This is a genomic window from Curtobacterium sp. MCPF17_001 (genome assembly GCF_003234615.1).
Taxonomy (GTDB): domain Bacteria; phylum Actinomycetota; class Actinomycetes; order Actinomycetales; family Microbacteriaceae; genus Curtobacterium.
Genome location: NZ_QKSL01000027.1, coordinates 1 through 24,015 on the forward strand (window position 1 = coordinate 1; position 24,015 = coordinate 24,015).

Annotated in this window: 24 protein-coding genes; 5 read left to right on the top strand and 19 right to left on the bottom strand. The window is 70.3% G+C overall.

From position 1 onward, the window contains the following. Positions 1-453: 453 nt before the first annotated feature. The 13 genes from DEJ24_RS16100 to otsA all read right to left on the bottom strand — a co-directional run bounded on the left by DEJ24_RS16100 (position 454) and on the right by otsA (position 14,972). Positions 454-1,224, bottom strand: coding sequence for a fumarylacetoacetate hydrolase family protein (locus DEJ24_RS16100; RefSeq protein WP_111045298.1), 771 nt, complete (start codon positions 1,222-1,224; stop codon positions 454-456). A gap of 9 nt (positions 1,225-1,233) precedes the next feature. After that, positions 1,234-2,373 (bottom strand): branched-chain amino acid aminotransferase, encoded by a 1,140-nt coding sequence (locus tag DEJ24_RS16105; RefSeq protein WP_111079565.1) that lies wholly within the window; start codon positions 2,371-2,373, stop codon positions 1,234-1,236. Positions 2,374-2,387: 14 nt separating this feature from the next. Beyond that, the gene (locus tag DEJ24_RS16110; RefSeq protein ID WP_111079567.1) at positions 2,388-3,458 is read right to left on the bottom strand and encodes a 3-isopropylmalate dehydrogenase; all 1,071 of its coding nucleotides are present in this window, start codon (positions 3,456-3,458) and stop codon (positions 2,388-2,390) included. Positions 3,459-3,467: 9 nt separating this feature from the next. After that, a complete protein-coding gene (gene serA / locus DEJ24_RS16115; RefSeq protein WP_111079569.1) occupies positions 3,468-5,057 on the bottom strand; it encodes a phosphoglycerate dehydrogenase in 1,590 nt (529 codons plus the stop codon). Between the two features lie 80 nt (positions 5,058-5,137). Further along, positions 5,138-5,521: a hypothetical protein gene (locus DEJ24_RS16120; RefSeq protein WP_111079571.1), complete on the bottom strand. Its 384-nt coding sequence runs from the start codon at positions 5,519-5,521 to the stop codon at positions 5,138-5,140. Next, positions 5,518-5,940, bottom strand: coding sequence for a hypothetical protein (locus DEJ24_RS16125; RefSeq protein ID WP_111079572.1), 423 nt, complete (start codon positions 5,938-5,940; stop codon positions 5,518-5,520). The genes DEJ24_RS16120 and DEJ24_RS16125 overlap by 4 nt, the downstream gene beginning before the upstream one ends. A gap of 26 nt (positions 5,941-5,966) precedes the next feature. Continuing rightward, the gene (locus tag DEJ24_RS16130; RefSeq protein ID WP_111079573.1) at positions 5,967-7,157 is read right to left on the bottom strand and encodes a mannitol-1-phosphate 5-dehydrogenase; all 1,191 of its coding nucleotides are present in this window, start codon (positions 7,155-7,157) and stop codon (positions 5,967-5,969) included. Between the two features lie 198 nt (positions 7,158-7,355). Continuing rightward, positions 7,356-8,381 carry a ketol-acid reductoisomerase gene (gene ilvC, locus DEJ24_RS16135; protein ID WP_111079574.1) on the bottom strand — a complete coding sequence of 342 codons (1,026 nt, stop codon included), beginning with the start codon at positions 8,379-8,381 and terminating at the stop codon, positions 7,356-7,358. Between the two features lie 43 nt (positions 8,382-8,424). Then, positions 8,425-8,925, bottom strand: coding sequence for an acetolactate synthase small subunit (ilvN, locus tag DEJ24_RS16140; RefSeq protein ID WP_110904691.1), 501 nt, complete (start codon positions 8,923-8,925; stop codon positions 8,425-8,427). After that, positions 8,922-10,742, bottom strand: coding sequence for an acetolactate synthase large subunit (locus DEJ24_RS16145; protein ID WP_110904692.1), 1,821 nt, complete (start codon positions 10,740-10,742; stop codon positions 8,922-8,924). The genes ilvN and DEJ24_RS16145 overlap by 4 nt, the downstream gene beginning before the upstream one ends. 46 nt (positions 10,743-10,788) lie before the next feature. Beyond that, positions 10,789-12,483, bottom strand: coding sequence for a dihydroxy-acid dehydratase (gene ilvD, locus DEJ24_RS16150; protein WP_111079576.1), 1,695 nt, complete (start codon positions 12,481-12,483; stop codon positions 10,789-10,791). 106 nt (positions 12,484-12,589) lie between these two features. Continuing rightward, positions 12,590-13,387, bottom strand: a complete 798-nt coding sequence (gene otsB, locus DEJ24_RS16155) for a trehalose-phosphatase (RefSeq protein WP_111079578.1) — start codon at positions 13,385-13,387, stop codon at positions 12,590-12,592. Beyond that, the gene (gene otsA / locus DEJ24_RS16160; protein WP_111079580.1) at positions 13,380-14,972 is read right to left on the bottom strand and encodes an alpha,alpha-trehalose-phosphate synthase (UDP-forming); all 1,593 of its coding nucleotides are present in this window, start codon (positions 14,970-14,972) and stop codon (positions 13,380-13,382) included. The genes otsB and otsA overlap by 8 nt, the downstream gene beginning before the upstream one ends. Positions 14,973-15,132: 160 nt before the next feature. On the opposite strand from otsA, the gene DEJ24_RS16165 reads away from it, so the two are divergent. Then, on the top strand, positions 15,133-16,104 hold the full coding sequence (locus DEJ24_RS16165) for a magnesium transporter CorA family protein (RefSeq protein ID WP_111079582.1): 972 nt from the start codon (positions 15,133-15,135) through the stop codon (positions 16,102-16,104). A 46-nt stretch (positions 16,105-16,150) separates the two neighbouring features. On the opposite strand, the gene DEJ24_RS16170 is transcribed toward DEJ24_RS16165, so the two are convergent. Then, positions 16,151-17,302, bottom strand: a complete 1,152-nt coding sequence (locus DEJ24_RS16170) for an SLC13 family permease (protein WP_111079584.1) — start codon at positions 17,300-17,302, stop codon at positions 16,151-16,153. 99 nt (positions 17,303-17,401) lie between these two features. On the opposite strand from DEJ24_RS16170, the gene DEJ24_RS16175 reads away from it, so the two are divergent. Further along, on the top strand, positions 17,402-17,593 hold the full coding sequence (locus DEJ24_RS16175; RefSeq protein WP_110904698.1) for a hypothetical protein: 192 nt from the start codon (positions 17,402-17,404) through the stop codon (positions 17,591-17,593). A gap of 104 nt (positions 17,594-17,697) precedes the next feature. Here DEJ24_RS16175 and DEJ24_RS16180 read toward each other — a convergent pair whose 3' ends face one another. Continuing rightward, positions 17,698-18,891: a mechanosensitive ion channel family protein gene (locus tag DEJ24_RS16180; protein ID WP_181432976.1), complete on the bottom strand. Its 1,194-nt coding sequence runs from the start codon at positions 18,889-18,891 to the stop codon at positions 17,698-17,700. Between the two features lie 45 nt (positions 18,892-18,936). Here DEJ24_RS16180 and DEJ24_RS16185 point away from each other — a divergent pair, with 45 nt between their 5' ends. Together DEJ24_RS16185 and DEJ24_RS16190 are read left to right on the top strand one after the other, a co-directional pair. After that, positions 18,937-20,487 carry an amino acid permease gene (locus DEJ24_RS16185; protein ID WP_111079586.1) on the top strand — a complete coding sequence of 517 codons (1,551 nt, stop codon included), beginning with the start codon at positions 18,937-18,939 and terminating at the stop codon, positions 20,485-20,487. 77 nt (positions 20,488-20,564) lie between these two features. Next, positions 20,565-20,870, top strand: coding sequence for a hypothetical protein (locus DEJ24_RS16190; protein ID WP_111079588.1), 306 nt, complete (start codon positions 20,565-20,567; stop codon positions 20,868-20,870). A gap of 216 nt (positions 20,871-21,086) precedes the next feature. Here the strand turns inward: DEJ24_RS16190 and DEJ24_RS16195 are convergent, their stop codons facing one another. The 4 genes from DEJ24_RS16195 to DEJ24_RS17065 form a co-directional block, all read right to left on the bottom strand. Beyond that, complete coding sequence (locus DEJ24_RS16195) at positions 21,087-21,299, bottom strand: SCO4848 family membrane protein (RefSeq protein WP_111079590.1); 213 nt, start codon at positions 21,297-21,299, stop codon at positions 21,087-21,089. Between the two features lie 132 nt (positions 21,300-21,431). Next, positions 21,432-22,358, bottom strand: a complete 927-nt coding sequence (locus DEJ24_RS16200; RefSeq protein WP_111079592.1) for a hypothetical protein — start codon at positions 22,356-22,358, stop codon at positions 21,432-21,434. Continuing rightward, positions 22,355-22,819: an ImmA/IrrE family metallo-endopeptidase gene (locus tag DEJ24_RS17060; protein WP_181436640.1), complete on the bottom strand. Its 465-nt coding sequence runs from the start codon at positions 22,817-22,819 to the stop codon at positions 22,355-22,357. Before DEJ24_RS17060 ends, DEJ24_RS16200 begins: the two co-directional genes overlap by 4 nt. Continuing rightward, positions 22,816-23,256: a hypothetical protein gene (locus DEJ24_RS17065; RefSeq protein WP_181436641.1), complete on the bottom strand. Its 441-nt coding sequence runs from the start codon at positions 23,254-23,256 to the stop codon at positions 22,816-22,818. The genes DEJ24_RS17060 and DEJ24_RS17065 overlap by 4 nt, the downstream gene beginning before the upstream one ends. A 59-nt stretch (positions 23,257-23,315) precedes the next feature. Between DEJ24_RS17065 and DEJ24_RS16210 the strand changes: the two genes are divergently transcribed. After that, a complete protein-coding gene (locus DEJ24_RS16210; protein WP_111079594.1) occupies positions 23,316-23,966 on the top strand; it encodes a YigZ family protein in 651 nt (216 codons plus the stop codon). Positions 23,967-24,015: the final 49 nt, after the last annotated feature.

Below are 24,015 nucleotides of genomic sequence, written 5' to 3' on the forward strand. Positions count from 1 at the left end.
AATTGCTTCATGACCCGACCAGCCGAAACCGATCGAGCACGAGGTCAATAAAATTGGCATTGACAATGTGCACGCTGTTGAGTTCTCAAGGACCAGACGCACTCCCCACACAACACCAACACGATGTCACGCCAGAGAGGCTGTCGTTCTCGAACCCACCGGATGACCGACACGAAGTCGACACCTGATCGATGGGGGTGGTTGCTGGAGGCGGACCCCGTCCGGACTGCATCTCCCAGGTTCGCACCCGGTGACCGTCTCGGCCGTTCCGTTCCGCCTCAGCGGCAACGAGTGATTACTCTACACACGGTCCGAGGGCCTGCCAACCAGGTCCGATCCCGGGCGTGTCGTGCCGTCGGACGATGCCGCGTACCGACGTCACCAGGCCTGCCCCGAGACGGACGGAAGCCCGACACCATGACGGTGTCGGGCCTCCAGATCGGTGCGGGGCACTCAGTGCCGGGCGATGACCGGGTTGCGGAGCGAACCGATGCCGGAGATCGTGACCTCCACCACCTCGCCGTCCCGGATCTGCCCGACGCCGGCGGGGGTCCCGGTGAGGATGACGTCGCCGGGCAGCAACGTCCAGATCGACGAGATGAACTCGATGAGCGTCGGGATGTCGTGGATCATCTCGTTCGTCGAGGCTGCCTGGCGGAGGTCGCCGTCGACGCGCGTCTCGAGCCGGATGTCGGACGGGTCGATCTCCGTTTCGATGACCGGGCCGAGCGGGCAGAACGTGTCGAACCCCTTCGCTCGCGCCCACTGACCGTCGCGGGCCTGCAGGTCGCGCGCGGTCACGTCGTTCGCGATCGTGTACCCGAGGATCACGCTCGCGAAGTCCTCCTTCGCCACGTTCTTGGCGAGGGAGCCGATCACGATGGCCAGTTCGCCCTCGTGGTCGACGCGGCCGATGTCGGCGGGCAGACGGATCGGGTCCTCGGGGCCGATCACCGAGGTGTTCGGCTTGAGGAACACGACCGGGTCGTCCGCGGTGTGCTCCTCCATCTCCGAGACGTGCTCGGCGTAGTTGAGGCCGACCCCGATCACCTTCGACCGCGGGATGACGGGGGCGAGCAGCTTCGCGTCCTTCAGGGACACCCGCTCCCCCGTCGTCTCGAAGCCCTGGTACATCGGGTCGCCGGCGAGCACCACCAGTGCGCGCTCGTCGAGGATGCCGTAGCGGGGGTCCTCCCCCTCGGTGCTGAACCGTGCGATCTTCACGGGTCGACCCTACTCAGCGCTCGGCGTCGGGTCCGTGAGCCGGACCATCCAGCCGTGCGGGTCGGGGCGGCGGCCGTACTGGATGTCGGTGAGTTCCTCACGCAGGGACATCGTCAGTTCGCCGGCGCCCGACGTCGGCGAACCGATCGTGAACCCCTCGCCTCGCAGCTCCGCGATCGGTGTGACGACGGCCGCGGTCCCACAGGCGAAGGCCTCGGTGATGGTGCCGTCGGCGACACCGTCCCGCCACTCCGCGAGGGACACCGCACGACGTTCCACGCTGAGGCCGCGGTCGAGTGCGAGCTGCAGGATCGAGTCCCGGGTGATGCCCTCGAGGATCGAGTCCGAGTCCGGCGTGACGAGCGTGCCGTCGGAGCGCACCAGGACGACGTTCATGCCGCCGAGCTCCTCCAGGTACTCGCCCTTCTCGGAGTCCAGGAACATCACCTGCTGGCAACCGTGCTCGTACGCCTCCTGCTGCGGCAGCAACGACGCCGCGTAGTTGCCACCGGTCTTCGCGGCTCCGGTGCCGCCCCGGGCGGCGCGGGCGTACTGCGTCGAGAGCCAGATGGACACCGGCTTCGGGCCGGACGTGAAGTACGGGCCCGCCGGGCTGGCGATGCAGTGGTACTGCACCTCGTTCGCAGCACGGACACCGAGGAACGACTCGGTCGCGATCATGAAGGGGCGGAGGTACAGGCTCGTCTCCGGAGCGGACGGCACCCAGTCCTGGTCCGTCGCGACGAGCCGGCGGATGGACTCCACGAACACCGATTCGGGCAGCTCCGGCAGCGCGAGCCGACGGGCGGAGCGGGCGAACCGACGGGCGTTGGCGTCGGGACGGAACGCCCAGATGGAGCCGTCGGCGTGCCGGTAGGCCTTCATGCCCTCGAAGATCTCCTGCGCGTAGTGCAGGACACTCGCACTCGGATCGAGGGAGAGCGGACCGTACGCGTGGACCGAGGCGTCGTGCCAGCCGTCGTCGATCGTCCACTCCACCGAGGCCATGTGGTCCGTGAAGTGCTTGCCGAACCCGGGGTCGGCGAGGATCTCCTCGCGCTCGGCGGCGGCACGGCGCTCCGGGGACGGGGTCGTCGAGAAGTCGAGGGCGAAGTCGGTGTCGGTGGTCTCGGTGGTGCTGTCGCTCATGCGGGTGGCTCCTGTCAGGCCGTGGTGGTGCGTGCGGCTGCCGCGGCTCCGGCGATGGCGTCGCCGATCTGGGCCGTGGACCGTCGGGTGGTGCCCCGGCTGGCGAGGTCGGCCTCCACCGCGCGGGTCACCGCGGCCGCCAGGTCCGTCCGGCCGACGTGGTCGAGCAGCAGGGCGACCGAGAGGACCGCGGCGGTGGGGTCGGCCACCTGCTGGCCCGCGATGTCCGGCGCGGACCCGTGGACCGGCTCGAACATGCTGGGGAAGGTGCCGTCGGGGTTGAGGTTGCCGGACGCCGCGAGGCCGATGCCACCGCTGATGGCGCCGGCGAGGTCGGTGATGATGTCGCCGAAGAGGTTGTCGGTGACGATGACGTCGAACCGGGAGGGCTCGCGCACCATGTGGATGGTGACCGCGTCCACGTGCTGGTAGTCGACCGTCACCTCCGGGTACTCGACACCGACCGCGGCGACGGTCCGCTGCCAGAGCGAGCCGGCGTGCACCAGGACGTTGCTCTTGTGCACCAACGTCAGGTGCTTCCGCGGGCGCCGCATCGCGAGGTCGAAGGCGTACCGCACGACCCGTTCGACACCGTGCGCGGTGTTGAGCGAGACCTCGGTGGCGATCTCGTGCGGGGTGTCGACCCGGATGGCGCCGCCGTTGCCGACGTAGGGGCCTTCGGTGCCTTCACGGACGACGACGAAGTCCACCTCGCCCGGGTCGGCGAGCGGCGAACCGACCGCCGCGTGCACCTTGGTCGGACGCAGGTTGACGTAGTGGTCGAACGCGAACCGCAGCTTCAGCAGCAGGCCGCGCTCGATGATGCCCCCGGCCAGACGCGGGTCACGAGGGTCGCCGCCGACGGCGCCGAGCAGGATCGCGTCGTGTCCCGCCAGAGCCGTCAGGTCGTCGTCGGTGAGGATGTCCCCGGTCGCCAGGAAGCGCTCGGCTCCCAGCGAGAACGGGGTCTCCTGCACGTTGAGGTCACCGTCGGTCACGGCGTGCAGGACCTTCAGTGCTTCGTCCACGACCTCCGGGCCGATGCCGTCGCCACGGATGACGGCCAGCCTGAGCGTCTGCGACATGTGGGTCTCCTAGAGCGTGATGTCGATCTCACGCAGCGAGGCCGCGTCGATCGTGGAACGGACGTGCTCGAGGACGTCGTCCGGCACCGGCGAGTCGACGGTCAGCACGCTGAGCGCCTCACCGCCGGCGGACTGACGGGCGATCTGCATCGCGGCGATGTTGATCCCCGCCTCGCCGAACTCCTTGCCGTAGACCGCGACGATGCCCGGACGGTCCGTGTAGGCCATCACGACGTGGTGCTTGTCGAGGGCGACCTCGACGTCGTACCCGTTGATCTCGACGAGCTTCTCGACCTGCTTCGGGCCGGTGAGGGTGCCCGAGACGCTGATCGCCGGGCCGTCCGACTGCGCACCGCGGATCGTGAGGAGGTTGCGGTACTCGGGGCTGTCCGCGTCGGTGATGAGCCGGACGGTGACACCGCGCTGCTCGGCGATGAGCGGCGCGTTGACGTAGGACACCTGGTCGCTGACGACGTCGGTGAACACGCCCTTCAGCGCCGCGAGCTTCAGCACGCTGACGTCGTACGCGGCGAGCTCGCCGTGCACCTCGACGTCGATGCTCGTCACGGGCGAGGTCGCCATCGCCGTGAAGACCTGGCCGAGCTTCTCGACCAGCGGGATGCCCGGGCGGACGTACGGGTCGATGACACCACCGGCGACGTTGACCGCGTCCGGGACGAGCTCGCCACCGAGAGCGAGGCGGACCGACTTGGCGACGGCGACACCCGCCTTCTCCTGCGCTTCGTCGGTGGAGGCACCGAGGTGCGGGGTCACGACGACGTTCGGCAGGGACACGAGCGGCGAGTCCTTCGGCGGCTCGGACACGAACACGTCGAGACCGGCGCCGGCGATGGTGTTCGACGTCAGCGCCCGGTGCAGCGCGTCCTCGTCGATGAGCCCGCCGCGGGCGACGTTCACGACGAAGGCGGTCGGCTTCATCAGCGCGAACTGCTCGTCGGAGATCATGCCCACCGTCTCGGGCGTCTTCGGCATGTGGATCGTGGTGAAGTCCGCGCGCCGGAGCAGGTCCTCGAGCGAGACGAGTTCGACGCCGAGCTGCTGGGCGCGGGCCGAGGTCACGTAGGGGTCGTACGCGATGACCGAGACGCCGAACGCCTGCAGGCGCTGGGTGATCAGGGCACCGATGCGGCCGAGGCCGATGATGCCGACCGTCTTCTCGTAGAGCTCGACACCGGTGTACGACGACCGCTTCCAGGCACCGGCAGCCAGCGACGCGTGCGCTGCCGGGATGTGGCGGGCGAGCGACAGGATGTGCCCGACCGTCAACTCGGCCGCGGAGATGATGTTGGACGTCGGCGCGTTGACGACCATCACGCCGGCGGTCGTCGCCGCTTTGATGTCGACGTTGTCGAGGCCGACGCCGGCACGGGCGACGACCTTGAGCTCCGGGGCCGCGGCGATCGCCTCGGCGTCGACCTTGGTCGCGGAGCGCACCAGGATCGCGTGCGCGTCGGACAGCGCCGCGAGCAGCGCCGGACGGTCGGTGCCGTCCACGTTCCTGATCTCGAAGTCGGGCCCGAGGGCGTCGACGGTGGCGGGCGAGAGTTCTTCGGCGATCAGTACGACCGGCTTCGACACGACTGCGGTTCCTCACACGAGACGGGTGGTGTACCACCACCCTACCGACGGCCGGACCCGGTTACGACGCCGGGAGCGGGTCAGAGCTCGACGAGGCTCGGCACGTAGAGCTGCAGCGTGAGCCACAGCGCGCCCGCGGCGGCGAAGGCGACGACGAGCACCGCGACGGTCACGACCGCCGTCGACCGTCGGGTGACCCACACGCCGACCGCGTACGCGAGCGGCGGGATGAGGACGTCGAGGACCAGCCACACCCACGGCACGGATCGCTGCAGGGACGCTCCACCGGCGGACCCGACGAACTCGTTGAACTTCTGCAGCTTGTCGGTGATCACCACGAAGTTGCCGACGCTCTGCGCGGTCATGTAGGCGAACAGCGCCGCGAAGCACACCCAGACGACGATCCGTCCGACCAGTTCCCCTGCGGTGCGGGACCCGCCAGCGGGGCGCTCGACGGCGCTCACCCGAAGCTCCGCGTCATCAGGAACGGCCACGGGAACAGCACGACGGCGCCGAGCAGCATCCAGAGCAACCGCGTGCGCGTGCTGCGGGTGCGGGCGACCCAGATCACCACGGCGAACCAGAGCGCCGGCGCGACGATCGCCAGGAAACGGAGCAGGGTGACGAAGCCGGACAGCACCGCGTCGGTCGTCGACAGGTAACTGGTCGAGGCCGTGAGCAGCCAGGCGACGGTGTAGAGCAGGTACAGCCCGCCGAAGACACCGAACCCGATGAGCGCCCCGGACGTCTCGGGCGCGTCGGGATCACGGGAGTCCCGTTCCTTGACGGCGATCGGGTTGCGCGCGGCGTCGACGTGTGTCGCGTCCTCGGCGTCGCCCCACGACAGGGCGGCGTCGTCGTCGGGTTCGCGCGCCTCGGTCATGCCGTCGATCCTACGAGGGTCGCCGCTCATGCCTGCGCGGGCTGGGTCTCGAGGACACCGGCGACCACGTCGCGGACCGCCGGGAACAGCGGATGGCCCTCCATGAGTCCGGTCAGGATCTCGGTCAGGGCGTGCGCGGTGGCACCGGAGCGGAGCAGGGCGTGCAGCTCGATCGACTCGGGGTCGTCCTGGTCGTCGAACTCCAGCGCGACGCGGACCGCACCGATGAGGTGGTCGACGGGCAGGCCGCGCTCGGCGAGCTGCGCGGCCGGGCCGATGAAGCGTTCACGACGACCGAGCTTGCGGAGCGGGTTGCGACCGACGCGACGGGTGGTGTCGGGCAGGAGCGGGTTCGCGATGCGGGTCAGGTTCGCCGCGACGTAGCGGGCGTGGTCCGCCGGGTCGAAGCCGTGCTTCGCGACGAGCAGCGCCGTCGTCTCCGCGAGCACCCCGTCGACCTCAGCCCGCACGTCGGGGTCCTGGAGAGCCTCCCGGATGAGCCCGATGCCGCGGACCCAGCCGTGGTAGGCGGCGGCGCCGTGCGCCGTGTTGACGGTGTAGAGCTTCCGCTCGACGAACGGCTGCAGGTCGTCGACCCAGGTCACACCGTCGATGACGGGAGGCTCGGAGCCGGTCCCGGCGAACGGCGTGCGTTCGATGACCCACTCGTAGAACGGTTCGAGGACGACGTCGAGGCCGCCGGACTGTCCGAGCACCCCGGACTGGTCGGGGACGATGCGGTCGATCGCGCAGTTGGCGAAGACGGCGGCGACGTCGCGGTCCTCGAGGATCGGCGCGCGTCGGATGCTGGCGTGCAGCGAGTCGGTGGCGTTGAAGGCGTTCTCGCAGGCCACGATCGTGACGTCGCCGCGGTCGATCGGGCGTGCGGCCAGCCCCTCGGCGATGAGCGGCGCCACGAGGGGCAGGGTGCGCGCTCCGACGGCCGTCGTGACGACGTCGGCGTCGGCGATCGCCTGCACGACGCGGTCACGGTCGGTCTTGCTGTTCAGCGCCCGGAACCCGTGGACCAGGTGCTCGACGGGCATCTCGCCGACCTCGTGCACCACGAACCGGCCGGCTTCGTTGAGGGCGGAGACCACGCGTTGGTCGACGTCGACGAAGGTGAGGTCGTAGCCGCTCGCCACGAGGAACTGGCCCACGAACCCGCGCCCGATCTTGCCGGCGCCGATGTGGACCGCTCGTCTCGTCACCGCCATCGAACGATCATCCCATGCTCGACGGACCGTGCCTGCCACGGTGTGGAGGGGACGGCGACGGCGCGCGTCACGGCGCTGCGCTGACGTCCTCGGGAGACGTCGGGGTACTGGAGGAGCTGCTGCATGGTGTCCGGGTCACATCGAGAGGCGGCGGTGCAGTGCACCGCCGCCTCGCGGGTCGAGCTTGTCTCAGGCAGACTACCGCGCGGCCGAACCGTCGACGTAGTCCGAGTCGGCCTGCTTCCACGCGAAGAGCTTGCGGAGCTCGCGGCCGGTCGCCTCGACCGGGTGGCCCTCGCCCTTCTCGCGGAGGGCCGTGAACTCCGGCGCACCGGCGTCCTGGTCCTCGATGAAGCGCTTCGCGAAGGTGCCGTCCTGGATGTCGGCGAGCACCGCCTTCATGTTCTCCTTGACCTCGGGCGAGATCACGCGCGGGCCGGAGACGTAGTCACCGAACTCGGCGGTGTCGGAGATTGACCAGCGCTGCTTGGTGAGGCCGCCCTCCCAGATCAGGTCGACGATCAGCTTGAGCTCGTGCAGGACCTCGAAGTAGGCGATCTGCGGCTGGTACCCGGCCTCGACCAGGGTCTCGAAGCCGTACTGGATCAGCTGCGAGGTGCCACCGCAGAGGACGGCCTGCTCGCCGAACAGGTCGGTCTCGGTCTCCTCGGTGAAGGTCGTCTTGATGCCGCCGGAGCGCAGGCCGCCGATGGCCTTCGAGTAGGACCAGGCGAGGTCCCAGGCACTGCCCGAGGCGTCGACCTCGACCGCGACGATCACGGGGACGCCGCGGCCGGCCTCGTACTCACGACGGACCGTGTGGCCCGGGCCCTTCGGTGCGACGAGCGAGACGTCGACGCCCTCGGGGGCCTCGATGTAGCCGTAGCGGATGTTGAAGCCGTGGCCGAAGACGAGGGTCGCGCCCTGCTTGAGGTTCGGGGCGATGTCGTCCTTGTAGACGATGCGCTGGACCTGGTCCGGCGCGAGGATGACGACGACGTCGGCCCAGGCGGTGGCGTCGGCGGGCGTGTGGACCTCGAAGCCGGCCTCTTCGGCCTTCTGGAGGCTCTTCGAGCCCTCCTTGAGGCCGATCTTGACCTCGACGCCGGAGTCGCGGAGGTTGAGGGCGTGGGCGTGGCCCTGCGAGCCGTAGCCGATGACGGCGACCTTCTTGCCCTGGATGAGGCTCAGGTCGGCGTCGGCGTCGTACACGATGTCAGTCACGGTGCGTGGTCTCCTTGGTTGGGGTGTCTGGGGCGACCGGTGCTCAGCGCACCCGGTCGGTGATGCTCTTCGGTCCGCGGCCCATGCCGAGGAGTCCGGCGCGGGCCAGCTCCTTGATGCCGTAGGGCTCGAGGACGCGCAGGATCGCCTGGATCTTGCCGGGGTCACCGGTCACCTCGACGACGAGCGAATCGGTGGCGACGTCGACGACCTGCGCCCGGAAGAGCGTCACGGCGTCGAGCACCGCGGACCGGGTCTGGTTGTCGACCCGCACCTTGACGAGCATGTGTTCGCGCTGCACCGACTGGGGGAAGTCGAGCTCCACGATCTTGATGACGTTCACGAGCTTGTTGAGCTGCTTCGTCACCTGCTCGAGCGGGAGGTCCTCGACGTCCACCACGACGGTGATGCGGCTGAGGCCGTCCACCTCGGTGTTGCCGACGGCGAGGGACTCGATGTTGAAACCGCGCCGGGCGAACAGGCCGGCGACGCGGGTCAGCAGACCCGGCTTGTCCTCCACGAGGAGGGACAGGACGTGGCTCATGCGGGCTCCCCCGTCATGTCGGCGTCCTCGTCGTCCCACGTCGGGGCGAGGTCGCGGGCGTACTGGATGGACGAGTTGCCGATCCCCTGCGGGACCATCGGCCAGACCATCGAGTCGCGGCTGACCACGAAGTCGATGACCACCGGGCGGTCGTTGGTGTCGAGCGCGAGCTGGATGGCCGCGTCGACGTCCTCGGCCTTCTCGACCCGGATGCCGAGCGCCCCGTACGCGTCCGCGAGCTTCACGAAGTCCGGGACCCGACGGGTGCCGTGGCCGGTCTGCAGGTCGGTGAACGAGTGGCGCCCGTCGTAGAACAGGGTCTGCCACTGCCGCACCATGCCGAGCGAGGAGTTGTTGATGATCGCGACCTTGATCGGGATGTCGTTGATGACGCAGGTCGCGAGTTCCTGGTTCGTCATCTGGAAGCAGCCGTCGCCGTCGATCGCCCACACCACCCGGTCGGGCTGGGCGACCTTGGCACCCATCGCCGCCGGGACCGAGTAGCCCATCGTGCCCGCGCCGCCGGAGTTCAGCCACGCGTTCGGGCGCTCGTACTGGATGAACTGCGCGGACCACATCTGGTGCTGACCGACACCGGAGGCGAAGACGCCCTCGGGCCCGGTCATCTCACCGATGCGCTTGATGATCGCCTGCGGGGCGAGCAGTCCGTCGGTCGGTTCGGTGTAGCCGAGCGGGAAGTCCTCGAGCAGCTGGTTGAGGTGTGCCCACCAGTCCGCGGTGGAGGCCCGCTGGTCGACCGGCACGTCGGCCCACGCCGCCACGAGGTCGACGAGGACCTCTTTCGCGTCACCGACGATCGGGACGTCGGCGTACCGGATCTTCGAGATCTCGGCCGGGTCGATGTCGACGTGCACGACCTTGGCGTGCGGGGCGAAGTCGTCGACCTTGCCCGTGACACGGTCGTCGAAGCGGGCGCCGAGCGCGATGATCAGGTCGCTCTCCTGCAGCCCGAGCACCGCCGGCACCGTGCCGTGCATGCCCGGCATGCCGAGGTGCTGCGCGTGCGAGTCGGGGAAGGCACCACGGGCCATCAGCGTCGTCACGACCGGTGCGCCCGTCGCCTCGGCGAACGCCAGGAGCTCCGCGGACGCGCCGGACCGGATCACCCCACCGCCGACGTAGAGCACGGGGCGGTTCGACTCGGCGAGCAGCTGGGCCGCCGCGGTGATCTGCTTGCCGTGCGCCTTCGTCACCGGGCGGTACCCGGGCAGGTCGAGCTTCGGCGGCCAGATGTACGGCGCCGACTTCTGCTGGGCGTCCTTGGTGATGTCGACGAGCACCGGGCCGGGTCGGCCCGTCGTCGCGATCAAGTGCGCCGCCGCGAGCGTCGCGGGGACGTCCTCGGGCTTGGTGACCAGGAACGAGTGCTTCGTGATCGGCATCGTGATGCCGACGATGTCGGCCTCCTGGAAGGCGTCGGTGCCCATCAGCGTCGAGAACACCTGGCCGGTGATGGCGATGAACGGCACCGAGTCCATGTAGGCGTCGGCGATCGCGGTGACGAGGTTCGTCGCGCCGGGGCCGGAGGTGGCGATGGCGACGCCGACCTTGCCGGACGAGGACGCGTAGCCCTCGGCGGCGTGACCGGCGCCCTGCTCGTGCCGGACCAGGATGTGACGGATGGTCGTCGACGCCATGAGCTCGTCGTAGAACGGGATGATCGCGCCGCCGGGGAGGCCGAAGACGTCGGTGATCCCGAGGTGCTCGAGCGTCCGCAGGACGGCTCCCGAGCCGGTCAGGACCTCCGGCGAACGACGTGCTCCGGCAGCGGACAGCGGTGTGGCTTCCGTGGGCATGAACGGTTCCTTGCCTGGAGGGATGGCGATCAGCGGGGTGTCGACGTCAGCCCGTGACCGCGCCGGTGGCAGCGGACTGGACGAGCTTGGCGTACTTCGCGAGGACTCCGCGGGTGTAGCGCGGGGGCAACGGAGCCCAGCCGTCACGGCGGGCTTCCAACTCGTCCGGGTCGACCAGTAGGTCGAGCGAGCGAGCGGGGATGTCGACACGGATGCGGTCGCCATCGCGCACGAACGCCACTGGACCTGCGTCCACGGCTTCCGGTGCGATGTGGCCGATGCAGAGGCCGGTTGTGCCGCCTGAGAATCGACCGTCCGTCAAGAGTAGTACATCCTTGCCGAGCCCCGCGCCCTTGATGGCCGCGGTGATCGCGAGCATCTCGCGCATGCCCGGTCCGCCCTTCGGGCCCTCGTAGCGGATGACCACCACGTCGCCCTTCTGGATCGTCCCCTCGGTGAGGGCGTCCATGGCGGCGCGCTCGCGGTCGAACACCCGCGCCGGTCCCTCGAACACGTCGGCGTCGAACCCGGCGGTCTTCACGACGGCGCCCTCCGGCGCGAACGAGCCCTGCAGGATCGTCAGGCCGCCGGTGGCGTGGATGGGGTTGTCGATCTTCCGGAAGACCTCACCGTCGAGCTCCGGCGGGTCGATCTCGGCGAGGTTCTCGGCGACGGTCTTGCCGGTCACCGTCATGCAGTCACCGTGCAGCAGGCCCGCGTCGAGCAGCGCCTTCATGATCACGGGGATGCCGCCGTTCCGGTCGACGTCCACCATGACGTACTTGCCGAACGGCTTCATGTCGGCCAGGTGCGGCACCGCGGCACCGATCCGGTTGAAGTCGTCGAGGGTCAGCTCGACCTCGGCCTCGTGCGCGATCGCGAGCAGGTGCAGCACCGCGTTCGTCGACCCGCCGAGGGCCATGAGCACGGTGATGGCGTTCTCGAAGGCCTCGCGCGTCAGGATGTCGCGGGCGGTGATGCCCTTGCGGAGCAGGTTGACGACGGCCTCACCAGAGCGGTGCGCGTAGTAGTCGCGGCGGCGGTCGGCGCTCGGCGGCGCAGCGGAGCCCGGCAGCGACATGCCGAGCGCCTCGGCCAGGCTCGCCATCGTGTTCGCGGTGTACATGCCGCCGCAGGCGCCCTCGCCCGGGACGATCGCACACTCGATCTTCTTGAGCTCTTCCTCGCTCATGGTGCCGGCCTTGCACGCGCCGACGCCTTCGAAGGAGTCGATGATCGTGACTTCCTTCATCGTGCCGTCGGCCTGCTTGACGTAGCCCGGCATGACCGAGCCCGCGTAGAGGAACACGCTCGACAGGTCCAGGCGCGCGGCGGCCATCAGCATGCCGGGTAGCGACTTGTCGCAGCCGGCGAGCAGCACGGTGCCGTCGAGGCGCTCGGCGCTCACGACGGTCTCGACGCTGTCCGCGATGACCTCACGCGAGACCAGCGAGAAGTGCATGCCCTCGTGGCCCATCGAGATGCCGTCGGACACCGAGATGGTGCCGAACTGCAGCGGGTACCCGCCGCCGCCGTGGACGCCTTCCTTGGCGCCCTGTGCGAGCCGGTCGAGGGACAGGTTGCAGGGGGTGATCTCGTTCCACGACGAGGCGATGCCGATCTGCGGCTTCTCCCAGTCCTCGTCGCCCATCCCGACGGCCCGCAGCATGCCACGCGAAGTGGTTGCTTCGATCCCGTCGGTGACGACCCGGCTGCGCGGCTTCACGTCGATGTCAGGCATGTCCAGAGTCTAGGACCGTTTGGGATACCAATGGCGCAACACCATGCGTGCGCATGGTGTTGCGCCTGGCCGGGAGGCTCGTGGTGCGTGCGCTCCCGGCCCCGGTTCAGCGCGTGGCCCGGACGCGGGCCAGCTGCTTGAGGACGTCGGTCAGCGCAGCAGGGTCGGCGACGCGGTGTCCGGCGAGCGTGTCGCCCTCCCCCACCTTCACGCCGACGTCCCCGTCGTGGAGCGCGCGGAAGCCGTCCTCGTCGGTCACGTCGTCGCCGGCGAAGAAGACCGCGTCCGCGCCACGGAGTCGGCGCAGGCGCTCGATCGCGTCGCCCTTCGTGACGCGCCGGACCGCGAACTCGACGATGTCCTTGCCACCCCGCTCGAGGACGTCGGGGTCCGCGTCGTGGGCCGCGCGGCTGGCGTCCGCGTTCGCCGCAGCGGCCTCGTCCGTGCTCACCCGTCGGGTGTGCACGCCGTGACCGGCCGGCTTGTGCTCGATGACGACGCCCGGGTGCCGTGCACCGACCTCGTCGAGCGCCGCACCGATGCGGGCCACCCGGGCGGACTCGTCCGCGGTGAGGGCGTCCTCGTCGTGGCCGTCGACCCGCCACTCCACGCCGTGCGAGCCGACGAGCGCCATGCCGCCCGGGGCGTGCGTCACCGCCGCGAGACTGCCGAGCGGCCGTCCGGAGACGAGCACGACCTCGGTGTCCCGTGCCCGCTGCAGGGTGAGCACGGCGGCCCAGCTGCCGGGCAGGGCACCGACGTCGGCCGGGTCGTCGGCGAACGGTGCGAGCGTGCCGTCGAAGTCGAGTGCCACGAGCAGTCGCGGCGCAGCCGCGAGCGTCTCGAGGGCCTGCTCGAGACCGCCGGCCGTGGTCTGGTCAGTGCTCGAGGGCTGTTCAGGCATCACGGTCCTCCCGGGTGTCCTCGGCGGCGCGGGCCTTCTGCGCGTCCTGGTCGAAGATCGACGTCCCGTCGGTCTGGGCCTCGCGGTGCGGCTCGCCCTGCTCGATCGACTCCGGGTCGATCTGAGCGCCCTTCGGAGCGTGTCGGTCGAGCGCCTCCAGGAACGAGCGCGACCACCGGGCCACGTCGTTGTCCTTCACGCGCTTGCGGAGGGCACGCATCCGGGTCGAGCGCTCACGGCGGGGCATCTCGATCGCTCGCTGGATCGAGTCCTTCAGCGCCCCGATGTCGTGCGGGTTGACGATCACGGCCTGCTTGAGCTCGTCGGCGGCACCGGCGAACTCGGACAGGATCAGGACGCCGTCGTTGTCGTGGCGGGACGCGACGTACTCCTTCGCGACCAGGTTCATGCCGTCGCGCAGGGCCGTCACGAGCATGATGTCGGCGGCCAGGTAGAGCGCCACCATCTCCTCGCGCGGGTAGCCGTGGTGCAGGTACGAGATCGGCTGGTGGCCGATGACGCCGAGGTCGCCGTTGATCCGACCGACGCTCAGCTCGATCTCGTCGCGGAGCATCCGGTAGGTGTCGACGCGCTCGCGGCTGGGGCTCGCGACCTGGATGAGCGCGGCGTCCTCGACGGCGAGGCGCCCGTCCTCGACCAGTTCGCCGAACGCCTTGATGCGGTGTCGGATGCCCTTGGTGTAGTCGAGTCTGTCCACGCCGAGCAGGACGGTCTTCGGGTTGCCGAGACCGTCGCGGATCTCCTCGGCGCGCTGCTGCACCTCCGGTCGCCGGGCGATCTCCTCGAAGCTCTCGGCGTCGATCGAGATCGGGAAGTGCCGGGCCTCGACGTGCCGGACGGTGATGCCCTTGCGGCTGCGTGGCGCCTTCGGGTCGTCGACGGGGACGTCCACCGTCGACCCCTTCGTCGTGTAGCCCTTGATGTGCCGGACCGCTCGGAGGAAATCGCTGGCGTCGTCCTGCCGCTGGAACCCGATCACGTCGGCGCCGAGCAGGCCGTCCAGGATCTGTGCTCGCCACGGCAGCTGCGCGTAGATGCCGACCGGCGGGAACGGGATGTGGTTGAAGAAGCCGATGGTCAGGTCCGGGCGGAGTGCACGGAGCAGCGCCGGCACGAGCTGCAGCTGGTAGTCCTGCACCCAGACGATGCCGTCCTGCTCGGTGATCTCGGCGATCTGCTCCGCGAAGCGCTGGTTCACGCGCTTGTACGCGTTCCACCAGTCGCGGTGGTAGCTCGGGTGCTCGATGACGTCGTGGTAGAGCGGCCAGAGCGTGTCGTTGCTGAAGCCCTCGTAGTACTCCTGCACGTCGTCGGCGCTGAGCGGCACCGGCACGATGTGGATGCCCTCGTTGTCGAACGGCTCGACCGTGACGTCCGGCTGCCCGACCCATCCGACCCAGGCACCGTCGTTGGCGCGCATCACCGGCTCGAGCGCGGTGACGAGGCCGCCCGGCGAGTGCCGCCACCCCTCGGTGCCGTCGTCCTCGACGACGCGGTCCACGGGGAGGCGGTTGGAGGCGACGACGAAGGCGTAGCGCGTGGTGTCGGTGCGGTCTGCGGGCATGGGTGGCGGGTGCTCCGTTCCTGCCCGGCGGCCTGCCGGGGCGTCGGCACCGAAACTACCAGCGCACGGGTGGCCCGGCTGAGGGGACGTTCACCCGCGCTCGGCCGGGAGGCCCGGTGGTGCGTCCGCCGCGCAGCGCGGCGACACTAGGCTCAGCGCCATGGTGAGCACGCGTTGCTGGCAGGACGGTTCGTCGGCGGAGCGGGACTTCCCGGTCGAGCAGGTCTCGGACCTCGTCGCGCGCGACGGCGCCTTCGTCTGGGTGGACTTCACGGACCCGCAGGCGTCGGACCTCGAACAGGTGCAGGAGGAACTCGGCATCCACGCCCTCGCGGTGGAGGACGCCGTGGAGAGCGGGCAGCGCCCGAAGCTCGACCGGTACCGGGACGGCCTGTTCCTGGTGGTCTACGACGCACATGCTCCGGGGAAGGACGGCGAGCTCGTCACCCACGAGGTGAAGGCGTTCGTCACGCACCACGCCCTCGTCACCATCCACGGCCCCGACTTCGACACCGCCGCGGTACAGCGCCGGTGGGACGCGAACAGCGACCTCGCCGACCACGGCGTCCCGTGGCTGCTCTGGGGTCTGCTCGACACCGTGGTCGACCACGCCACGAGCGTCCTCGAGACGATCGAGCGGGACATCGACGCGCTCGAGGACGACCTGTTCGAGAACGGCGACCCGCGCGAGCAGCAGATCCAGCGCCGGTCGTTCCGTCTGCGCAAGGCACTCGGGGTGCTCCGCCGGCTCGTCGTCCCGACACGGGACAGTGTCGGCTCGCTGCTGCACGGGGACGCCGAGACGATCATCGACGGCGTCCGCCCGTACTTCCGGGACGTCGAGGACCACCTGGTGTCGATCGCCGACTCCGTCGAACAGCAGCGGGACGCGGTCTCGAGCGTCCTCGACACGAACCTCAACCTGGCGTCCAACCGGCAGAACACGGTGATGAAGAAGGTGACGAGCTGGGCGGCGATCATCGCGATCCCGACCGGCATCACGAGCTTCTTCGGGCAGAACGTGCAGTTCCCCGGCGAGGGCCAGTGGAGCGGGCTGTGGGCCTCGATCGCGCTCACCGTCGCGTCGTCCCTGCTGCTCTACCGGTCGTTCAAGCACCGCGACTGGCTCTGACGCGCGGACACCGCACCCGCGTGCACGCGTGGGCGGGCCACCGCGCTCAGATCGCCAGCGCGAACACACCCGCCACGACCGTGAGCGGTGCCACCACGCACCCGAGCGCGATGTAGCGCCCCCACGACAGGTGGATCCCCTCGGCCGTGAGCCGCGCGTGCCACAGCAGCGTCGCGAGCGAGGCCCACGGTGTGATGAGGCAGCCCGCGTTGACGCCGACGAGCAGGGCCGCGTACCGCAGGGCCTCGTGCCCTGCCGCCGGCTCGAGCACGAGGTACGCGGGCAGGTTGTCGATCGCGTTCGCCGCGACCGCGCCCGCGCCGCCGAGGAGCAGCATGGAGCCGCTGTCCGTGCCACCGGCCAGCGCGTGCACGACGGGGTCGGTGACGCCGGTCGCGTGCAGGGTCTCGACGACGACGAAGAGCCCGGCGGCGAAGACGAGCGTCGACCACGGCACCCGGGAGGGCCGGAGTTCGGACGGTGCCCGGAAGGCCGCGACGACGACGAGCAGGACGGCGGCGACGACGGCGGCCACCCAGACCTCGACACCCGCGGTCAGGGCGACGACGAGGGCGACGAGCACGGCTGAGGCCGCCCAGAAGAACACCGGGTCGGCGGCCTTCCGCAGGCCGACCGACGTGTACCGGCCGGACAGCGAGCGGCGGAACACCACGAGCAGGACCGCGCAGGGCACCACGACCCCGGCGAGCGCCGCCCAGACCATCAGGCCGGCGAACGGCAGCGGACCGTCCAACCCGATCCGGTCGACGGCGAGCAGGTTGGTGAGGTTCGACACCGGCAGCAGCAGGGACGCGGTGTTCGCCAGCCAGACCGTGGTGAGGGCGAACGGCATCGGCGGCAGACCCACCCGGCGGGCGAGCGTGATGACGATCGGGGTGAGCAGCACCGCGGTGGTGTCGATCGACAGGAAGACGGTGCAGACCACGGCGAGCACGACGACGGCCCCCCACAGTCCGATGGTCCGGCCGCCACCGATCCGGGCGGCGACGTCGGCCAGGCGGTCGAACACCCCGGCGTCCGCGGCGAGTTCGGAGACGACGGTCAGGCCCAGGACGAACCCGAGGACGGGCAGGACGCGGGCGGCGAGGGCGCCGAGTTCCGGCACCGGGAGCAGGCCGAGGGCGACGCACACCGCGCCGACGGCGAGCAGGACGGCTCCGATGACTGCTTGGCGCACGATGTGACTCCTCAGTGGTGAGCCGGAGGTCCCTGTGCGCCCGGCGGCGCTCCAATGTAGCGCCCGGTAACGTGGCCAGGACGACGACAGGAGGAACCCGTGCGGAAGTTCATGTTCAGTGGTGCGGTGTGGGGCTCGCTCATCAGCGGCTACAGCGTGCTGCAGACGTCCAGGCGCGGTCCGCGCGACTGGCGGCTCGCCCTCACCTGGGTGGCCTGGCTCGCGACGACGATCGTGGCCGTGGGCACGGTCGTCGAGGACGACCGCGCGGTGAAGTCCAAGCAGCGCTAGTCGTGTCGGCGGTCGCGACGCGACCACGAGACGGACGGGAGGCCCGGTACCAGCTGGTACCGGGCCTCCCGTCCGTCGTGGTGGCGGCTCCACGGCCGCGGCGCCTACCGGTGCTGGTCCTCGTCGTGCGGCGGGATCTCGTCGGGACGGATCCCCGAGGTCCGGATCGGCCCGGTGAAGAGGGCGGAGCGCTCGTCGCCCTCGCCGAACAGCTGCGAGTCGTTCTCGCTCCGCGGCCCGCGCCGTGCCCGCGGTGTGGTGGTCGCCTCGGTGAGCTGCATGCGCTGCAGCGGGAGCGCCTCCGGGTGCTGGCGCTGCATCCACTCGACCATCTCCTCCCGGACGTAGCAGCGCAGGTCGAACAGCCCGCCCGCGTCCGGTGCCGTCACGAGGATCCGGACCCGGACGAAGCCGCCCACGGCGTCCGTGACCTGGAGGACCTTCGTGCGGCCGTCCCAGATCGTGCTGGTGGCGAGGATCCGGTCGAGCTCCAGGCGCATCTCGGAGGGGCTGACCCGCCAGTCCAGGTCGAACTCGACCGCGCCGAGCAGTTCGCTGCTCGTCCGGGTCCAGTTCTCGAACGGCGTGCTGGTGAAGTACGTCGACGGCAGGACGAACCGGCGGTCGTCCCACAGGTGCACCACGACGTAGGTGAGGGTGATCTCCTCGATCCGGCCCCACTGTCCCTCGACCACGACGACGTCGTCCACCCGGATCGACCCGGAGAACGCGAGCTGCATGCCCGCGAAGACGTTGCCGAGCATGGTCTGGGCGGCGAGACCGGCGATGACCGAGAGGAGGCCGGCGCTCGCCAGGACGCTGGCGCCCGCGGCCTCGACCCCCGGGAAGGTCAGCAGGATCGCGCCGACGGCGATGATGACGAGGACCGCGACGGTGAGCCGCCGGATGATGAGGACCTGCGTGCGGACCCGGCGAGCCACCCGGTTGTCCGGGACGTCCACGCGGTAGCGGTGCAGGCCGAGGCTCTCGAGGAAGATCGCGAGCTCGCAAGCGAGCCAGCAGCCGACGCCGATCATCGCGATGAGGAACACGTGCGAGACGTCGTCCCGCCACGGGAAGCGGCGGAGGTCGTCGGGCACGCTCGTGGTGAACGCCGTCCAGAGCAGGGCGACGAGCAGGGTGGCGCGGGTCGGGTGTTTCGTCCGTCGGGAGAGTGCGGCCGCCCAGCGTTCCCGCCGGGCCAGGGCGCGGAAGACCAGGTGCAGGACGAGTGCGGCTGCTGCCGTGACGAGCAGGGCGAACCCGATCGCGACGAGGAGTCGGAGGAGGATGTCCATCCCTCCATGGTGGCCCAGCAGACGTACAGCGGTAGCGTTCTCGCCATGACAGCGAAGAACGACACGGGCGTTGACCGCGCTCCCGCGAACGACTTCTCGCACGAGCAAGAGGGCTACCAGCACGGGTTGAAGCCCCGCCAGCTGCAGATGATCGCCATCGGCGGCGCCATCGGCACGGGGCTCTTCCTCGGCGCCGGAGGCCGACTGCACACCGCGGGCCCGGCACTGGCGATCACCTACCTGATCGCCGGCGTCTTCGCCTTCTTCATCCTGCGGGCGCTCGGTGAACTCGTGCTGCACCGGCCGTCCTCCGGCTCGTTCATCTCGTACGCGCGGGAGTTCTACGGCGAGAAGTTCGCGTACGCCGCCGGCTGGATGTACTTCCTCAACTGGGCGATGACCTCGATCGTGGACACCACCGCGGTCGCGGTCTACCTGAAGTACTGGTCGGCCTTCACGGCGGCACCGCAGTGGTTGCTCGCCCTCATCGCGCTGCTCGTCGTCCTCGCCGCCAACATGGTCGCGGTGAAGGTCTTCGGCGAGCTCGAGTTCTGGTTCGCGCTCATCAAGGTCGCCGCCCTCGTCGCGTTCCTGGTGGTCGCGATCATCTGGCTCGTCTTCGCGTTCCCCGTCGAGGCCGGCGGCGAAGCCGTCCGCACCGGCTTCTCCATCTGGGGCGACAACGGCGGGATCCTGCCGAACGGGGTCCTGCCCGCCGTCCTGGTGATCCAGGGCGTCGTGTTCGCCTACGCCGCCATCGAGCTCGTCGGCACCGCGTCGGGTGAGACCCAGGACACCGAGAAGGTCATCCCCCGCGCCATCAACTCCGTCGTCTTCCGCATCGCGGTGTTCTACGTCGGTTCGATCGTGCTGCTCTCCATCCTGCTGCCGTACACCGCGTACAAGGAGGGCGAGAGCCCGTTCGTGACGTTCTTCTCGTCGATCGGGAACCCGCAGGTCGGCGTCGTCGTCGGGTCGATCATGAACTTCGTCGTGCTCACCGCGGCGCTGTCCTCGCTGAACGCCGGGCTGTACTCGACCGGTCGCGCGCTGCACTCGATGGGCATGAACGGCTCGGCACCGAAGTGGACCACGAAGATGTCGAAGGGCGGGGTGCCCTACGCCGGCATCCTGCTGACCGCCGCCTTCACCGTCGCCGGAGTCGTGCTCAACTACTTCGTCCCCGGGCAGGCGTTCGAGATCGCCCTGAACATCGCGAGCCTCGGCATCATCACGGCGTGGGGCACGATCATCCTCTGCCAGATGAAGCTGCGGCAGTGGGCCAAGCAGGGGCTCGCGAAGGAACCGACGTTCCGACTCCCCGGCGCGCCCGTGACGAGCTGGCTGACCCTGGCGTTCCTCGCCTCGGTGGTCGTGCTCATGGCGATCGACTACCCGGTGGGGACCTACACGATCGCGTCCCTCGTGATCGTCATCCCGCTGCTCGTCGTCGGCTGGTTCCTGCAGCGTGACCGGATCCTCCGCATCGCCTCGCTGCGCCAGGGCGTCACCGGGCCGTACCCGGTGAACGGTCGCGACCCGGCCGCACAGGTCCGTCGTCGCGACGGCGGCGACGGCGCCGACAACGGCGCCTGACCGTCCGTCCCACACCAGGAAGCGCACGGCCCCGCGAGGGTCGACACGAGTCCGGCACCCGCAGGTACGATCAGCGGGTGCCGGACTCTCCTGTTCTCCCGACGCTCGACCTGCAGCACACCTGGCGTGGTGCGCTCTGCCGGGTCCGTGTGTTCCGCGACCGTGTGACGGCCGAGACCAGCTTCGAACAGGACACCCTGCTGCCCGTTCCGATGGATGCCGTCCTCGGTTGGCGCATCGAGGAGTGCGACTTCGACGCCGTGTGCGTGGAGTTCGTCACGTTGACGGACATCTGGCGGGTGCTGCTCTCCCCCGCGGACGAGACCCTCGCGGACATGGCGCTGCGCTCGGCGCTCGGCGCGCCGATGCCGTCAGCGTCGTAGCGCGGCAGCGTCGTCGTCGGGCGGCCGCGACCGGAGGCGCTGTGCGGACACTGACCGGAGGCGCGGGGCGGCACTGACCGGAGGCGCGGGGCGGCACTGACGGGAGGCGCGGGGCGAGCCCGTCACGAGCCTCCAGGCCGTCTCAGGGCAGCCAGGCCGTCACAGGGCAGCCAGGCGGTCACGGGCAGCGGGGCCGTCACCCGCATCGCAGTGTCGTCAGACGAGCAGGAGCACCGCGGCGACGACCGATGCGGCGGCGATGGCCAGCCCGATGGTCATCAGCACGAAGTGCACGCGCCAGAACGTGGTCGGATGCCCGGCGGTGTCACGGGCTCGGGTGTCCTTCGCGACCCGCTGGAAGAAGCGCGGCCAGGCGATCACGTTGAAGACGGCACCGACGAACAGGACCACTGCGGCGAAGACGAGCACCCGACGATCCTACGCCCGGGCCTCGGCCGCCCCCCACGACCGGCCGAGACCCGCGACACACGAGGTGTAGCACGTGCTACAGAGCGTACACGAGGGCTGGGCGGCCCCGACGGGGGTGTCGGCGCGTCCGCGTCAGGCGGTCGCGAGCACCGCTTCGGCTTCGGCCAGGGCCGCGCGGTCCGCGGCGTCCAGGGGCGTCCGGCTCCGACGGGCACCGTCGTTCACCTCGACGATCAGACGACTCAACCGGGTGGCCGGGTCGTCCGAGTCCGGGTACTCGTTGTCGGTCCCCACCCGAGCGTGGACCGGTGCGAGGCGACGGAGCGCCCGGACCAGCGCCGCACTGCGACGGCTCTGCCAGACGCGGTGCCCGACGACGAGCAGCAGCATGCCGGAGGCGACGAGCAGGACGGCGCCGGGCGTCAGGACGTCGTAGGGCAGGCTCAGGGCGGACGTGACGTCGAGACGCCCGGCGACGTGCGCCAGGTCCATCACGGCGACCACGACCATGCGGACGGCACCGAACACCCCGCCGGCGACGAGCACCCACAGCCCGACGCGGTCCAGGCCGGTCCGCGCCTCCAGGACGCGCAGGACGCAGATCAGGCCGGTCGCACCGAGCGCCAGACCCAGGTAGGTGGTCTGCGCGATCGAGTACACGGCAGCCGTCGGCTGAGCACCGACCGCGAGCATGAAGGTCGTCGTCGTCGGCACCGGGTCGAGCGTGCTGAAGGCCAGGACGATGAGGACGAGGACGAGCGAGCACGAGACGACGACGACGTTCCGCATCCAGGTCCGTGCCGCCCCGACGGCCTTCGCCACACCCCAGAGCAGGGTGCTCGTGCCCAGGACCATGAGGACGTCGCAGACGAGCGTCAGGACGTTCCTCCCGCCGAGCAACGGGTCCACCGCGCGGTACAGCGGTCCGACGCCCGCGACGATCGTCGCGGAGAACAGCAGGAACGTCATCGTCAGCGTGCGGTCCTGGCCACGCTGCAGGACGGCCAGCACGACCGAACCGACGACGAGCAGGACCGCCTGGACGACCGCGAGGATCACCCGAAGACCCCGCGGAACGCGCTGGGACGCTCGCGGTGGCCGCGGATGAGCTGCGCGAGGCGGTCCGCGAAGAGCTCCGCCTGGCGTTCGTACTCGTTCTCGAACAGGCCGCGGGCGAGTGCCCGTTCGACCTTGTACTGCGGCAGGTCCGGGATCAGTGCCCGGATCGCTGCGGCCTGCGGTGCGGACTCCTGGTGCCCGTGCAGGACGTGCCCGAGCTCGTGCCCGATCACGAACGCCCGGAAGGTCGGGGACGGCGTCGGCGAGATCATCACGAGGTGCTGGTGCTCGAGCGTCGCCACAAAACCGCAGACCGGTTCATCCGCCAGGAACGCCTCTTCGCGGACCCTGATCGGCTTGCCGACGATCTGCTCGGCGGCGGCGACGGCGTCCTCGATGCCGGTCCAGCCCGCCGCGGCACCCACCTGCCAGAAGCGCTCGAGGACGCCGGGGTCGCTCACGCCGCACCGCCCCGACTCGACTCCTGCTCGATGACCTCGGCGATCCTCCGGAGTGCCTCCGGGGAGAGCTCGCCCGGGAAGGTCCGCGCCGCGAAGCCGCTGACACGCGCCGACCGGATCGACCGGACGAGCGCGAGCTGGGCGCCGATGCGCTCCGGCAGGTCGCTGTCCTCGAGCAGGAAGGCGTCGTCCACCTCGAAGAAGCCCGCGAGGACGCGGAGCAGCTGGGTGTCGCTGTTGCGCCGGCCGTCGCCCGACACCATGTACGTCCACTTCGCCCGCGAGAGTGATCCGCCGTGCGCGTCGACGTACTGCTCGATCTCGGCGAAGGGGACGGGTGCACCGCGCTGCGACTCCTCGAAGTCGAGCAGCAGGTTGAGTCGACGTGCGAGTTCGCCCGCGTCGAGCACGCCGCCCTTCGGCACCGATCCCGTCATCGTCGTCCCCCTTCGCTCCCCGTGCTGCGCCACTCTACTGCTCGACTACCCTCGGAAGGGTGTCGCGCCGGTACCCCTCGAGCATCGCCGGCCCGGTCGAGCACGAGTTCGTCGTCTCCCGCTCCCGGTTCGTCACGACGGCACACCCGGCTCCGGACCCGGCAGCGGCCGAGGCCGTGATCGCCGAGGTCCGGCGACGGTCATGGGACGCGAGGCACCACTGCACCGCGATGGTCACGGGCGTCCTCGGCGACCAGGCACGCTCTTCCGACGACGGCGAACCGTCCGGCACGGCCGGGGTGCCGATGCTCGAGGTCCTCCGCCGCCGGGACCTGACGAACGTCGTCGTGGTCGTCAGCCGCTGGTTCGGCGGGGTGAAGCTCGGCGCCGGCGGACTCGTCCGCGCCTACTCGACCTCGGTGTCCGAGGCCCTCGACCGGGCGACGGTGGTCCGACGGGCGGCGCGGACCCGGGTGCACGTCGAGGTCCCGCACGCCGATGCCGGGCGCGTCGACAACGCGCTGCGAGCCTGGGTGCAGCACCACGACGCCACCTCGGGCGACACCGTGTACGGCGAGCGGGCGGTGTTCGAGGTGTGGGTACCCGCGGACGGGATCCCGGCGCTCGAGACCGAACTCGCGAGCGTGTCCGCCGGCGCGCTCCTGCCGGTCGTCGGCGAGGAACGGGTCGTCGACGTGCCGCCGCCCTGAGGTCACGCCACGGTCAGGCCGGGGTTGGGGTTGGGGCCGTGGTCGGGAT